The following is a 14,650-nucleotide window of genomic DNA, read 5'->3' as shown; positions in this document are numbered from 1 at the left end:
CGAGAAGGCCGCCGCCCCCGGGGTTCCGGGGGCGGCGGCCTTCTCGTCGGCTTCGACGCTAGAGCGTGCGGAGGATGTCCAGGATGCGCTGGTTGAGGGCCGCGTCGTGGTCCCCTCCGGCGCGGCGCGCGACCCGCTCCGCCCAGAACGCGGCGGCCTCGGAGACGTCCGGCGGCAGCGTCCCCAGCGGAGCCCCGAGCGCGGCGCTCGCGGTCGCGCGGTAGTAGACGAGGTCGGCGTGCGGGGGAGCCCACGCCGCGTCCTCCCAGTCGATCAGCCACGGGAGCCCGCGCCCGCACACCCGCAGGTTCCACGCGGTGAGATCCCCGTGCATCGGCCGCCAGTCCTCCGGAGCCCCGCCGCGCGGCAGGACGGACGCGAGCGCCCCCTGGACGGCCTCGACGACCCCCGCGAGATCGGGCCTCCGGACGGGACGCGCCGGACGCGCCGGCATGGCCTCGATGACCATCCAGTGCCTGCCCGCCTGGCCGCCCGCCGCCTCGCCCCGGCCCAGGACGAGCGGGACGCGGAAGGCCGGGGAACGGCCGTCCGCGAACGCGCGCAGCGCGCGCTCCTCGCGATCGAGCTCGCCCGCGTCCTCCCGAACTTTCAGGAAACCGACAGGATGCCCTGCGCGCAGTAGCACGGCGGCCACGCCCGCACGGGACGCCTGCGGACGCTCGTAGACCGCTAGGCCGTCGAAGCCGCCGACGCCGTCCGAGACGTCCTGCCATAGGGAGGGGTCACCGGGTGCGTCCCACGACGTGCGCGCACCCGGCAGCATGCGCGGCCCGGCGACCGCCACCGCCCCGTACAACGCCCACTGCGCCGCGACCGCGACCGGCTTCGACTTCGTCAGCAGCGACACCCCGGCCAGTGCCGCGCGCCGCGACGAGACCGGGACCAGCACGTTCCCGGCCCCCGGCGCCCGCACGAACGTGCCCGACCGTCCGGCCGTCATCGCTTGGGACGGACGGTACGCCGCGTCAGGCGGCGCTCCGCGAGGTCTTCGCAGAGACGCTCGTAGTCGCGCGCGATGTCGTCCCAGACGTAACGCTCCGCGGCGCGCTTGCGGGCCTCCTCACCACGGTCGGCCGCATGCCCCGGGTCGGCCTCGGCGGCCTCGAGCTCCTGCGCGAGCGCTGCGGGATCACCGAAGAACCGTCCGGCGTCCTCACCGAGGACCTCACGGTTGAAGTTCACGTCGTACGCGAGGACGGACGCGCCCGCACCCATCGCGCGCAGGAGGGACGGGTTCGTCCCGCCCACCGAATGCCCGTGGACGTAGGTGAGCGCGCCCGCATAGAGGGAATCGAGCAGATCCTGATCCCAGACGCCGCCCAGGAAGGTGATGCGCGGATCGTCGCCCGCGAGCTCGCGCACGCGCGTGGTGTACTCGTCCGCGTACGGGGCCGACCCGACCACGACCAGCGGCTTGCGCGCCGCGCTACGCCGGTACCCCTCGACCGCCAGATGAACGTGGTTCTCCGGCTCGAAGCGGGCCACGACCAGGTGGAACCCGCCCGGCGCGTACCCCGCCTCGGCGAGCTTCCCGGCGTCCGCGCCCTCCAGGATCGGCGCGCCGTACGGGATGAAGACCGACTCCGCGCCGAACTTCTCCTGGTAGTAGTCGCGGATGCCGACCGCGTCCGCGATCAGCGCGTCCGACCAGCGGACGGCGAGGCGCTCCACGGCCAGGTAGTAGCGCCGACCCGAGCCGCTCCACTTCGTCCGCTTCCACTCCAGGCCGTCCACGTGCGTCGCGACCGGGATCCGCATCGCCCGCAGGACGGGCAGCAGCGGCGCGTTCGCCGCGTTGAACACCAGCGCCGCGTCCGGGCCGCGCCGCGTGATCCGGCGTGCCGCGCTGTGCGTGACCGACAGGGCGGTGTGGCTCAGCGTCTCGGCGACCTTCTTCTTCACCGCCGGGAGATGGACGAGCCGCATCCCCAGATACATGCGGTCCGGATGCCGTTCGCCCCGGCAGTAGACCGTGACCTCGTGCCCGGCGTCCGCGAGGCGGCGGCCGATCTCCTCGACGGCGGTCTCGAAACCGCCGTAGCGTGCCGGAACACCTCGGGTACCGATCATGGCGATGCGCACGGGGAGCCTCCGATGCGTCGATTGCGGTCCCTGCGGCTGCCCGGGCCGGCGGGGGAGGACCGGACGGGCCTCGCGCATCCAGGGGTAATGCGGAGTTAATCTGAGGGTTGCGGGGAGTCTGTTGTATCAAAGCCTGCCAGAAACGGCGGAAGGGGAAGTGTGGGCCAGCGAGAAACCAGACCCGTCGTGGTTCTGGCGCATCCGTCACCGGATCTCTACGGGTCCGACCGGATGCTGGTCGAGTCCGTCCGCGGCCTCACCCGCGATAGGGACGTGCTCGTGACGCTACCGGCGGACGGCCCCCTCTCGCAGGCGCTCCGCGACGCGGGCGCCCGCGTGGAGGTGACTCCCGTACCCGTCCTGCGCAAGGCGTACATGACTCCCGTGGGCATGCTGCGGCTCGCGTTCGACTCCGCCCGCTCGCTGCCCGCCGCCCGGCGGCTCCTGCGCCGTGAACGCGCCGGCGCCCTCTACGTCAACACCGTGACGATCCCGTTGTGGCTGGTCGCGGCGCGTCTGGCGCGCGTCCCCGCCCTCTGCCACGTGCACGAGGCCGAGGACGGCGTGCCCGGCCCCGTCCGCGCCGCCCTCGCCGCGCCGCTGCGCCTCGCCCGCTCCGTGATCGTCAACAGCCGCGCCAGCGCCGCCGCCCTCGGCTCCGCCGGACGCCGCGCCCAGGTCGTCTACAACGGCGTGGACGAGCCGCCCGCCCCCGTCGCCGAACCCCGCGCCGAACTGTCCGGCACGGCCCGTATCGTCCTGGTCGGACGCCTGTCACCCCGCAAGGGCACAGATGTGGCGGTCCGGGCCGTCCGGCTCCTGCACGCCCGCGGCGTCCCCGTCCACCTGACCCTCGTCGGCGACGTCTTCCCAGGTTACGAGTGGTTCGAGGACGAGCTGCGCACCCTCGCGGAGGGCAGCCCCGCGATCGAGTTCGCGGGCTTCCGCCCCTCGGTGTGGGCGTCCTTCGCCGAAGCGGACGTCGCGATCGTGCCCTCGCGGGTCGAGCCGTTCGGTAACGTCGCCGTGGAGGCGATGCTGGCCGGCCGGCCCGTCGTGGTCTCCGCCACCCAGGGCCTCACCGAGATCGTCATCGACGGCGAGACCGGCATCCGGGTCGCCCCCGACGACCCCGAGGCCCTGGCGGACGCCATCACCCGCCTGCTGGACGACTGGACCTCCGCCCTGACCATGGCGAAACGAGCCCGCGAGGACGCCGTCACCCGTTTCGGCACCGCGCGCTACCACCGCGAACTCCGCGAGGCCGTCACCGCCCTCTCCGCCCCGACCCCCTGAGCCCGACCCCTGACCCCGCCCCCGACCCCCGACCCCCGACCCCCGACCCGGCCCCCGACCCCGAGCCGCCGCCCCCGAGCCTCCGACCAGCGACGACGATCCCCGATGCCGAGCCTCGACCCGCTCCCGAACCTGGCGCCGAGATGAACGCGACGGCGGCGAGCGCGTAGCCTGCGTTCTCGCCCCGGCCGTCCGCCCACCCTCCGCAAGGATCCGCCCGACCGCCCAGAGGATGAGAAGCACCACGATGACCGCACCGAACCCCGCCCCATCGGCGACCTCGGAGATCAGTCTCGTCGAGGCCGTCTGGCGTTACCGGCTGATGTCGTCGCTCGTCGTGGTGGCCTGCGTGCTCGCCTCGGTCGCGGCGACCGTGTTCCTGCTCGGCGGCGCGACCGCGACCGCGCGCTTCGCCGTGACCGACCCGACCAACAACAACAACGTGCTGCGCCAGGGCGTGGTGTCCGGGCCCGGATACGCGGCCTACACCGCCCAGCGCGCCGCGTTCGCCGGCTCGGCCCCGGTGCTGGGACGCGCCGCCGAGATCATCAAGTCCAAGAAGGGCCCGTCGCTGACGCCCGCGGCGCTCCGCGGCGCGGTGAAGACGTCGACCAAGCCCGACAGCGGCGTGGTGATCGTCAACGCCTCCGGCGCCGACATGCCCCAGGCGGCGCTGATCGCCAACGCCGTCGTCCAGGCGTACCAGGAGGAGACGATCGCGACCGCGACCGCCCGCCTCGACACCCAGCTGAAGAACATCCAGAACAGCGAACGCGAACTCACCCGTTCCCTGGAGAGCACGCCCGCCACGACCCGCGAGGGCCGTGTCCTGGCCGCCAACCTGGCCAAACTCCAGTCCCAGGAGAGCGGCGTCCTGTCCGCCCGCGCCAACGCCAACGACGGCGTCCAGTTCGTCGACAGCGCCGACCCCGGCGCGGCCACCCCGGACCAGCTCCCGCAGAACGCCGTCATCGGCCTCGCGATCGGCGCGATCCTCGCCTGCGTCATCTCCTTCCTCCGCGCCACCTCGGGCGGCCCCCTCCGCCGGGGCCCCCGCGGCCCCCACCACCCGGGCCCCGAACGCCGCATCGAACGCGTCTGGACCGACGACGAGGTCTACGGCCCCACGGCCCGTCCGGCCCTCCCGGCAGGTCACACGGCCCCCAACCCGATCGTCTACCCCGACCCCCGCTCCGACGCGTCCCGGCCCGCCGACCCCCCGTCCCGCCGCGCCGGCACCTCCCGGCACGCGGACACGTCCCCCCGCCACGCCGACACCTACCCCCGCCACAGCGACACCGCTCCCCGCCGCAGCAACCCCACCGGCACCTACGCCAACGGCACCGGCCCCACCCCCCACGCGAACGGCGCCACCCCCCAACCCCCGAGCACCGACCGCCGCGTAGGCGGCGCCACCACCCCACGCACGGACGCCGCAACCCCCCACGGCGCCGATACACGCGTGGGCGGCGCCATCCCCCACACGCCCAACACCGACAGGCGCGTAGGCGGCGCCACCTCCCGCACACCAAGCACCAACACCCGCGGACCCAGCAGCGACCCCCTAACGGACCCGGCGACTCCCTACGCCCCAGCCCCTAGCAACACGCCGCGCGCCGACGCCACCACCCCCAGCATCGAAGCACGCACCAACGACGCCACACCCCGTCCAACGGCCCCCGACGCACGCGGCACCGACGCGCGCGTGAACGGCGCCACGTCTCAGGCGTCCGGCACCGACATGCGGGTGGGCGGGGCCGCCCATGGTTCCGGCACCGAGGCGCGCGTGAACGGGGCCACGTCCCGGGCGTCTGGCACCGACGTGCGGGTGGGGGGCGCTACCAATGTGTCCGGTAGCAATGCGCGTGTGAATGGCGCCGCGGCCCACGTGTCCGGTGCTGAGGCGCAAGTGAGCGGCGTTGCGCCTCGCGCGTCTGCGGACGTGCGTGCGAATGGCGCCGCGCGTCCTGCGGGTGCTGAGGTGCTTGGGGCTGACCCGCTTGGGGGCGCGGCGCGTTCTTATGGCGCCGGTAGTGGTGGTGCTTCGCGTGCTGAGACTGCCAACGCTTCAGGCGCTGAGGCGCGTGGGAATGGTGCTGCGCCTCGTGCGTCCGGTGCCGATTCACGTGTGCGGGGCGCGACCGTCCGCGGAGCGGGTGGTGACGTGGGTGGCGCTGATCCCCTTGGGGACGCGGTGGGTTCGGGTGACGTTGTGAGCTCCCCTGGGGACGGTGTCAACGGTGCCGCGCCCCAGGCGGGGCGGTCTTCGGGGCGGCATTCCGTGGGGCGGGGTGCCGACGTGCTGGGCACTGATCCGCTCGGGATCGACGCCCGGGCCTCTGATCCGCTGAGCGGGGACGGCTCCGGGTTCGGACGGGCGCCTGAGCTGGGGGCCGGGCGTGAGGGTGGCGCCCCGGCCGGGGAGGACGGGCCGCCTGTCGCGTCAGGGCGGGGACGGCGGGCGAGCGGCGGGCGGACGCGTTCCAGTGGGGCTCATTCGCGAGGCTCCTCTCGGGAGGACGGTTCGTTCCGCGACCCGGCGAAGGCGCTGGAGACCGGGTTGGCCGCCACGCCGCCGCGGACCGCGGGCAAGGGCGAGGACGCGCCGAAGGACGGCACGTCGAGCGGGAAGGACGCCGGGTCGCGCATTCCCGTGGACCTCTGGAGCGAGGCCTCTTCCGATTCTGCGGGTGATCCGGGACGGACGGTGGAGGACCTCCGGATTGTGGATGACGAGATGCTCGCCGCGGTCGGCCTAGGAAAAGCGACCTCGAACAGCGGGAAGTCCAAAACCGATGAGGGAGATGCCTTGTCTGGGCCCGGTAAGGACGAATCGGGCCGGACGGCGGACGACGGTGAGCCGGTGCTGAAGCGGTACGACCTCGACTGATGCGTACAGGGCTCTCGGGAAAGGCAGGAAAGCTGCTGTCGTCGGCCGGCGGCGCGGTGGCGGTGCAGTTCGTGACGGCGGGCGGCAGCCTGGTCGTGCAGTCGCTGGCGGCGCGGACGCTCGGGGCGTCGGGGTACGGCGCGTACGCGCTGTTCTTCGCCGTCCTGGTCATGATCACGTCGGTGCAGACGAGCTTCGTCGGGGACACGCTCACGGTCTATGACCGGTTCGACCCGAAGGTTCGGGGTGCCCTGATCTGGTCGGTGGCCGGGACGGTCACGGCGGGCGCGCTGGTCGGGGCGGTCGTCTCGGTCGCGATGGGGCTCGCCGGGGCGGCCGGGACGGCGCTGTTCGCGCTGCTCGTGGCGTTGTGGCTGCTGAACGAGACCGGGCGGCGGATCTTCACCGCGCGGATGGAGTTCTGGCGGCTCACGCTGAACGACGCGTCCTACCTGGTGGTGACGCTCGCGGCGCTCGGGGCCGCGGTCGGGGCCGGGGCGGACGGCTCGGTCGAGCTGCTGCTCGCCGCGATGTGCGTGGGCTGCGTCGCGTCGATCGCGCTGGCGAGGTTCCGGCTGCCCGGCGAGGAGTACGCGGGCGCGCCGCTGCGCGGGACGGCGCTGCGGGAGATCCTGGGGTTCGCCTGGTGGCGGTCGGTGCAGGCCGGGGTCCGGCCGGGTGCGCTGCTGCTGGCCCGGATCATGATCGCGGCGTTCGCGTCGACCGCGGCGCTGGCCGGGGTGGAGGCGGCGCGGCTGCTGCTGGCGCCCGCGATGACGTTCGTGAACGGCGCGGGCTGGTTCCTGCTCGGCGATTTCGCGAAGGCGGAGCGGGAGGGCACGCCGATGCCCGCGCGGGCCGCGCTGCGCGCCTGCGGGCTGATGGCGGGGATCGCGCTGGTCCTGAGCCTCGGCGGGATCGTCCTGGTCGACTGGCTCGGCCCGGTCGTGACGGGCGGCTCGTTCGACGTGAACCGGACGGCGCTCGCCGGATGGGGCCTGTACGCGGTCTGTTTCGCCTGCACGCTGCCGCTGGCGAGCCTCGCGACCGCGCGCAAGAAGTCCCGGACGGTGTTCGCTGTGCGCGGTGTCGAGAGCGCGTTCGGGCTGGTGGTGCTGCTCGTCCTGCTCGCGGCGGCGCCGCGCCACGCGGCGCTCGCGCCGTACTGCCTCGGCGGCGGCGGGCTGGTCTCGGCGGCGCTGCTCTGGTACCTGCTGCGCCGGGATGATCCGCGTCCGGTGGAAACGACTGAACGGACCGCTGTGTACGAGGTTTCTGGATAGCTCCTGAATGCCGGATGGCTATCGTTGCCGTATGCCAGTTCTGCTCTGCGGCGCGGTCGTGGTCGCCGTCGTTCTCGCCGCCGGGGCGGTCCTCCTGGCCCGTCCGGCCCTGGCCGGGACGGTCACGGACGTCCTGAGCGGCGCGAACCCGGTCGGACGCGTCCGGCGGAGGCTCCTCGACGCCCGGGACGGGCTCGTCCGGACGCTCGGCCCGTGGGGCGCGTTCGCGATGATCACCACGGCGGTCGTCGGCGTGACGCTGGTGATCGCGTGGCCCTTCGGGCGGCTCATAGCGTTCCGTTTCGGACAGCACGCGATCGACCGGCCGGTGTACGACTGGATCGCGGCGCACCGGCTCCACGGCGGTTGGACGACCCTGATGGCGCAGGTCACGCAGATCGGCGACCGGCCCGCGACCAGGTACTTCGCGATCGCGTCGATGGTGGTGACGCTGCTGCTGGCGCGGCGCCGCCGGTGGGTTCCGGTCGTCCTCATCGCGGCGATGTTCGTGACGCAGTACTGGGGTCAGCTCGCGCTCGCCGCGCTCGTGGACCGGGGGCACCCGCCGACCAATCCGGGCACGTATCCGTCCGGTGCGACGATGCGGCTGCTCGCGCAGGGCGGCTTCTGCGTCTTCCTGCTCTTCCAGTACGCGCGCGCAGGAGGGATGCGCTGGGCGTCCAGCCCGCGCTGGATCACCGCCGCGTTCACGGTCGTCGTGCTGTCCGGGGTGGTCGAGGGCTATACGCGGCTCGACCTAGGGCGTCACTGGGCCACCGATGTGGCCGGGGGCTGGCTGGTCTCCGGGCTGCTTCTCTCCGGATTCGTGTTCGCCGCCGGTGCCGTCCTGCCGTGGGCCGTGGGCACCCCCGCGCGTACGAGCGCGGGCCAGCGCCCAGAACGCCGCGACCCCGACGGCCATGCCGACCATGACCCAGGCGAGCGGGACGGCCGGGACGCCGAACATCTTGAGGCCGGACACCACTAGCACGAACGCCAGCACCCGCCGGATGATCCCGCCCGGCGCGCGCGACGAGATCCGCGACCCCAGGTAGACGCCGGGGACCGATCCGACGAGCAGCGCGGCCGTGACCTGCAACTGGAAGTCGCCGAACAGCAGGTGCCCGAGCGCCGCCGAGAACACCAGCGGCACCGCCTGGAGCAGGTCCGTCCCGACGATCTGGTTCGCGCGCAGCGCCGGGTACAGGCCGAGCAGCGCGACGATGATCAGCGAGCCGGACCCGACCGAGGTCATCCCGACCACGAGTCCGCCGGCCAGTCCCACGAGCACCGTCGGCAGCGGCCGGACGACGATGTCGGGCGCCGGTCCGCCCTCGTCCTCGCCGGTGCGGCCCCGGGACAGCCATGCCTTCAGGACGATCCCGGCGGCGGCGACCAGCAGCGCCACGCCCATCGCCTTCTGCACCACGTCCTGCACGGACGCGCCGTCCCCGAGCGCGCGCGCGACGAGCACCCCGGCGAACGCGGCGGGCACCGATCCCAGGCACAGCCAGGCGACCAGGCGCAGGTTCACCGTGCCGCGCCGCAGGTGGACGACGCTTCCGACGGGTTTCATCACGGCGGCCGCGACGAGGTCGCTGGAGACCGCGGCCAGCGGGCTGACCCCGAAGAACGTCACCAGCATCGGGGTCATCAGCGCCCCGCCGCCCATCCCGGTCAGTCCGACGACGACGGCGACGAGGAACGAGCCGCCGGCCATCGCCCAATCGAAGTGCATCGGCATGACCTACCAGACATATCGGGAAACCCGACTACCAGAGTACGAGGCATCGCCCCAGGGCAGAACCCCGCGTGCGCAAACCCTTGTTCAGAGGGGAAAGGGGCGGCTCACTCCGGGCGCAGCCAGGCGCCTTCGGTGAGGAGGGCGACGACGCGCGCGACGGCCTCGTCCGGCGTCATCTGGGACGTGTCGAGGGTGAGATCGGCGTCCACGGGCTCCTCGTACGGGTCGGAGACGCCGGTGAACTCGGGGATCAGGCCGGCCCGCGCCTTGGCGTACAGGCCCTTGCGGTCGCGGCGCTCGCACTCCTCCAGCGGCGTGGAGACGTGCACGAGGACGAAGTCGCCCGCCGCCTCGACCATCCGGCGGACCTCGGCGCGCGTGGCCGCGTAGGGCGCGATCGGCGCGCACACCGCGACGCCGCCGTGCCGGGTGATCTCGGCGGCGACGAAGCCGATGCGGCGGATGTTCAGGTCGCGGTCGGCGCGCGAGAACGTCAGGCCCGCGGAGAGCGTCCGCCGGACGACGTCGCCGTCCAGGAGGGTGACGGTGCGTCCGCCGCGTTCGACGACGGCGTCGGAGAGGCCGCGCGCGACGGTCGACTTGCCCGACCCGGACAGGCCGGTGAAGAAGACCGTGAGGCCGCGCTCGTGCTTCGGCGGGCGCGCGACGGCGAGTTCGGCGGCGACGGCGGGCGGGGTGAACCAGTCCGGGACCGGCTCCCCGGCGTCGAGCAGCTCGCCGAGCCGCTCCGGGGTCAGCTCCGCCTTGACGTGGTCCGGTTCGATGCGCGCGACGGGCCGCCAGACCTCCACGTCCGCGTCGTAGGCCCACGGCTCCGGGACGACCACGGGGATCGCCGTGCCCTCCACGTCCGCGGACGCCAGCAGATGCGTCGAGCCGTAGGCGGCGGCGACCTGCGCGCGCAGGAGCGTGTCACGTTCGGCGTCGGCGTCGCGTCCGTTGGCGGTGTCCACGGTGTTGTCACCGGCCCCCGGACGCGGGGGCAGCGGCACCGGGATGACCCGCGCGCCGTCGGGCAGTTCCCGCCGGACGGCGAGGAGCGCGCGCACGAGCGACTCGTCGTGGACGCCGCTCAGCAGTGGCAGGACGAGGACGCGCGCCCCCAGCCCCTCGGCGACCTGGCGGACCTGTCCGAGCCCGCGCCGGTGCAGGGGTTCGCGGATGGCGACGGCCAGCACCGGCCCCTCGGACGGCTCGATCTCGTCCGGACGGCGGCGCAGCCGGTGGAACGGCCCGTGCGCGGGCGCGCGCAGCGCCTCCAGCGGACCGGCGAGCCGCCAGTTCTGGGTGGTCGGGTCCTGCCACGCCTCGGCGACGGTGAGGACGGCCAGCGGCACGCCCTCCGGGTCCTGCAGGACGACCCGCTCGTGCGTGGTGAGGTCCTTCGGGACGGTCAGCGTGACCGGCACCGGCCACGGCGTCCCGTCGGCGAGGCGCCCGCCCGCGATCACCATCGCGGTGTCGTAGGACCCGAGGAATCCCGGCAGCGGCCGGAACACGCCCGAGAGCAGCAGCTCCAGGTCCGCGAGCTCCACCGGGTCGGGCGTCCAGGTGGGCAGGTCGCGCAGCATGTCGGGAAGGCCGGCTTCGGCGGTCACCGCGGTCTCCGATCCCGCCCGGTCCACACGGCCGGGCCGATCCAGGTCACTAGGGGTTTACCGCAGAAATTTACCGAGCCCGCGGGGCGCCGCGCACCTCGCGCGCCCGATGTCAGATCACTCTGGCGTACCGGTTCTCCGGTTTGCGGATCACCAGGGTCACCTCGGAGTGGGTCGCGGTCAGCCGTCCGCGGCTCGCCGTCGCCACGCTGCGGCACGCGGCGGCGACCAGGCCGGTTCCGGCCCCGAGGGCGGTCATGCAGTTCCGCGACACGTACTGCTCGGCCAGGACCAGCCCGCGCATCCCGCAGTACCACTCCATCCCGGCCCGCGACGCGACCCGGTCGTACACCGTCGGCGCGGGCGGCGGCAGCGGGATCCCCCCGGTCTGCTCCGGGGCCCTGGACGCCCCGCGCCCCGCCTTCGCGGCGGTCACCGGGAGGCCGTCCGGCGGCGTCGCGTCGTCGAGCCGCACGCCTCCGCCCTGCTCCGGGGCGAGGACGCCGGAGACGTGCGCGTGGCGGCGGCCCGCCGGACGCGGACGGGGGACACGGCTGGACGCGGCCCGCACGGCCAGCCGCCGGAACAGGTCGGGGACGTTGCGGTCGAGGAACCCGAACGCGGTGTCGCGGTCGCGCATCAGGACCAGGAGGAGCCCGCCGGGCCTGAGCGCGGCCGCCATGCGGTCGAGGACGAGCTCGGCGTTGCGCAGCCGCTCGATCAGGTAGGGGGCGTGCACCACGTCGAACGCGCGCGGCGGCATCGGGACGTCCCGGAGGTCGCCCAGGTGCCAGGCGTCGAGGTCGGCGCGGGCGCCGGTGCGGGCGCGGAGCTCGGGCAGGTCGAGGTCCACGCCGGTGGTCTGGACGTCGATCCGTCCGAGGTCGAGCGGGTGTCCCCATCCACAGCCCGCCTCCAGCAACTGGACGCGGTGCGCCGGCCGCTCGGCGGAGTACTGCCGGACGCGTTCGGAGAACAGGTCGCCGGGGTTGACCGGTGTCGTGCGCAGTTCGGTCACAACTTCGTAGCGTAGTCGTGAGATCGCACAGTGTCCGCTATTTATCTTTTCTTGGCGGGTCCCTTGAGAGCCACATGCGGCTTATGCGGCCCGCCCGAAACCCGCCCGTACGTCATCGGATCGCGCGCCCGACACGTTCACGGGCGCGCCCGACACGTCCATGAGGCCGTTCGGTCAGTGCTCGACCTCGGTCAGGTCCAGGTCGCGCGGGGTCAGCAGCCAGACCGCGACGGCGGCGGCCAGCATCAGCCCGGCGCCCGCGATGCCCGTCCACTCCAGGGACGAGGTGAACGCGGACCTGGCCTGCTCGACCAGGTGCCCGCCGACCGGCCCGGTGACCTCGATCGCGCCCGCGATGGACTCGCGGGCCTGCCCGGCGGCCCGTCCGGTGATCCCGGCGGACGCCAGGTCCGACAGCGGCAGGCCGTGCCGGAACACCGCGGCGGCGACGCTGCCGAGGACCGCGACGCCGAGCGCGCCGCCCAGCTCGTAGCTGGTCTCCTCGAACGCGGCGGCGCTGCCGGAGCGCTCGGCCGGGGAACCCGCCATGATCACGGCGGACGCCACGGCGAGCGCGCCCAGCCCGATCCCGACGACCAGCAGCGCGACCGCGACGGTCGGGTAGCCGAGCGGCTGCGGCCCGAGGAACAGCGCCGCGAACCCGGCGCCGATCAGCAGCAGCCCGCCGGACAGGACGGCCCGCGCGCCGATCCGGTTCGCGAGGGCCGGGGCGAGCGGCGATACGACCGCCGCGCCGACCGCCTCCGGCAGCAGCCGGATCCCGGACTCCAGCGGCGAGTACCCCTGGACGACCTGCATCCACTGGGCGAGCAGCAGCATCGTCGCGGCGGCCGCGAGGCTCACGGTCAGCGCCGTGACGACCCCGGCGGAGAACGCGCGCCCGCGCAGGAGCCGGACGTCCAGCAGCGGGTGGTCGCGGCGCAGGCAGCGGCGGACGAACAGGCCCAGCGCGGCGATCGCGATCGCGGCGGAGGCGAGCCCCTCGCCGGTCACGCCGTCCTTGCCGAAGTGCTTGATCGCATAGACGAGCGCGACCATCCCGACGATCGACAGGACGGTGCCGACGGCGTCCCAGGGACCGGGGTTCGGGTTGCGCGACTCGGGCAGCAGGAACCAGGCCGCGACGAGCGCGACCGCCATGACCGGGACGTTCACCAGGAACGCCGAGTGCCAGGAGAACGCCTCCAGCAGCGCGCCGCCGAGGATCGGGCCGAGCGCTGAGCCGAGCGCGGCCATGGTCGCCCAGATCCCGAGGGCCGTCGCGCGCTCGCGCGGGTCGGTGAACAGGTTCCGGATCATGGACAGCGTGGACGGCATGATCATTGCGCCGCCGACGCCGAGCATCGCGCGGACGGCGATCACCGCGCCGGGCGAGTTCGCCCACAGGACGGCCAGGGAGGCCAGCCCGAACAGGGCGAACCCGGTGAGCAGCATCCGCTTGCGCCCCCACCGGTCGCCGACCGCCGCCCACGTCACCAGCAGCCCGGACACGACGAGCGAGTAGACGTCCACCATCCACAGCAGGGAGATCGAACTCGGCCGCAGGTCGGCGGAGATCTCCGGCAGCGCCACGTTCAGGACGGTCATGTCCATGACGACGAGCAGCAGGCTCGCCGACAGGACGGCCAGTCCCGCCCACCGCCGCGGATGCGGCGCGGGCACCTCCGGCCGTGTCTCCACCTGTGTCTCAGCCCGTGTCTCGGCCCGTGATTCGGCCCGCGCGGCCGCGTCCGCCGAGGGGCGCGGGTCGGTGGGGGGCGTGTTCCCGACCGGCTTGGCGGTCGTCATGCTCGTCCTCCGTCGTGATCGTTCTGTGGGGCCCGTGACGTGCCCATGGCGGGGCCCGGGGTGGGGCCCGGGGTGGGGCCCGCGCCGGCCAGGAAGGTGCCGAGCAGCAGGGCGGGGGCGTCGCGGCGGGCCACGTCGCCGCGGCGCAGGCTCTCCCGGACGCTGATCATCAGGCCGTAGACCGTGTTGCTCAGCCAGCGGACCGGCAGGTCGGGGCGCAGGACCCCGGCGTCCTGGCAGGCCGCGTAGAAGGCGATCTCGCGATCCTCCAGGCGGGTGGCCCAGGCGACCAGCTCCGGGATGCGGTTCACGAAGTGGTCGGTGAGCGCGAAGCCGAAGTCGTCGGCGTCGACGACGAAGGCGTTCAGCATCACGCGCAGGGCGGTGGCCATCCGGTCGGGGTCGCCGGACGCGGCGGCGGCGTCGATGTCCGCCGCGTCCTGGGACTCCTCCCAGCGGCGGGTGGCGCGTTCGCCGAGAGCCCGCAGCAGGTCCTCGCGGCTCGCGAAGTGCCGGTGCAGGGTGGCGCGGCTCACCCCGGCGGCCTCGGCGAGCCCGGCCATCGAGGCGGTGGGGTCCGCGTTCAGGTGCCGGGTCGCGGCCCCGAGGATCTCTTCTTCGCTGCGCATGCGACCCTTCATCGTTTCATCGTCGTCTCGTTTGAGACATAGTTGTCTCATCTTAGACGTTGACGTCAAATGATTTATGCCCGAAGGCGGTGACGCGACCCCCGGCGCGTCCGTGTCGGGGAGTTCGCGCGGGTTGTCGTGGGCGCCGCGTAGGGTGGGTCAGGACACCGGGGTGGTCTCATCGCTCCCGGGTTTTCGGGCTGCCCCGAATCGGGTCGCGGCGGGCGACGCCGCGGATTGTTCGGCGGGGCGATGACGT

10 protein-coding genes are annotated in these 14,650 nt (G+C 73.7%); 3 read left to right on the top strand and 7 right to left on the bottom strand.

Going from position 1 to position 14,650, the window contains the following annotated elements; genetic code table 11:
- Positions 1 to 58: 58 nt before the first annotated feature.
- Both EBO15_RS23675 and EBO15_RS23670 read right to left on the bottom strand, forming a co-directional pair.
- Positions 59 to 961, bottom strand: coding sequence for a phosphotransferase family protein (locus tag EBO15_RS23675; RefSeq protein WP_122196624.1), 903 nt, complete (start codon positions 959 to 961; stop codon positions 59 to 61).
- Positions 958 to 2,103, bottom strand: coding sequence for a DUF1972 domain-containing protein (locus EBO15_RS23670; RefSeq protein ID WP_199744761.1), 1,146 nt, complete (start codon positions 2,101 to 2,103; stop codon positions 958 to 960). The genes EBO15_RS23675 and EBO15_RS23670 overlap by 4 nt, the downstream gene beginning before the upstream one ends.
- 186 nt (positions 2,104 to 2,289) lie before the next feature.
- Between EBO15_RS23670 and EBO15_RS23665 the strand changes: the two genes are divergently transcribed.
- The 3 genes from EBO15_RS23665 to EBO15_RS23645 all read left to right on the top strand — a co-directional run bounded on the left by EBO15_RS23665 (position 2,290) and on the right by EBO15_RS23645 (position 7,572).
- Positions 2,290 to 3,399, top strand: a complete 1,110-nt coding sequence (locus tag EBO15_RS23665; RefSeq protein WP_233616392.1) for a glycosyltransferase family 4 protein — start codon at positions 2,290 to 2,292, stop codon at positions 3,397 to 3,399.
- A 247-nt stretch (positions 3,400 to 3,646) separates the two neighbouring features.
- A complete protein-coding gene (locus EBO15_RS43725) occupies positions 3,647 to 6,289 on the top strand; it encodes a hypothetical protein (RefSeq protein ID WP_147481626.1) in 2,643 nt (880 codons plus the stop codon).
- Positions 6,289 to 7,572, top strand: a complete 1,284-nt coding sequence (locus EBO15_RS23645) for an MATE family efflux transporter (protein ID WP_147481625.1) — start codon at positions 6,289 to 6,291, stop codon at positions 7,570 to 7,572. The genes EBO15_RS43725 and EBO15_RS23645 overlap by 1 nt, the downstream gene beginning before the upstream one ends.
- Before the next feature lie 757 nt (positions 7,573 to 8,329).
- Here the strand turns inward: EBO15_RS23645 and EBO15_RS23635 are convergent.
- The 5 genes from EBO15_RS23635 to EBO15_RS23615 form a co-directional block, all read right to left on the bottom strand.
- A complete protein-coding gene (locus tag EBO15_RS23635; protein ID WP_122196645.1) occupies positions 8,330 to 9,310 on the bottom strand; it encodes a sulfite exporter TauE/SafE family protein in 981 nt (326 codons plus the stop codon).
- 110 nt (positions 9,311 to 9,420) lie between these two features.
- Positions 9,421 to 10,935 (bottom strand): adenylyl-sulfate kinase, encoded by a 1,515-nt coding sequence (gene cysC, locus EBO15_RS23630; protein ID WP_122196644.1) that lies wholly within the window; start codon positions 10,933 to 10,935, stop codon positions 9,421 to 9,423.
- Between the two features lie 112 nt (positions 10,936 to 11,047).
- Positions 11,048 to 11,953: a class I SAM-dependent methyltransferase gene (locus tag EBO15_RS46215; protein ID WP_233616391.1), complete on the bottom strand. Its 906-nt coding sequence runs from the start codon at positions 11,951 to 11,953 to the stop codon at positions 11,048 to 11,050.
- A gap of 174 nt (positions 11,954 to 12,127) precedes the next feature.
- Entirely contained in the window at positions 12,128 to 13,762 is a 1,635-nt protein-coding gene (locus EBO15_RS23620) for an MFS transporter (RefSeq protein WP_122196618.1), read from the bottom strand.
- Entirely contained in the window at positions 13,759 to 14,391 is a 633-nt protein-coding gene (locus EBO15_RS23615; protein WP_122196617.1) for a TetR/AcrR family transcriptional regulator, read from the bottom strand. The genes EBO15_RS23620 and EBO15_RS23615 overlap by 4 nt, the downstream gene beginning before the upstream one ends.
- Positions 14,392 to 14,650: the final 259 nt, after the last annotated feature.

The organism is Actinomadura harenae, assembly GCF_003696215.1.
Classification (GTDB): Bacteria; Actinomycetota; Actinomycetes; order Streptosporangiales; family Streptosporangiaceae; genus Spirillospora; species Spirillospora harenae.
This window is presented reverse-complemented; position numbering and strand designations above follow the sequence as displayed.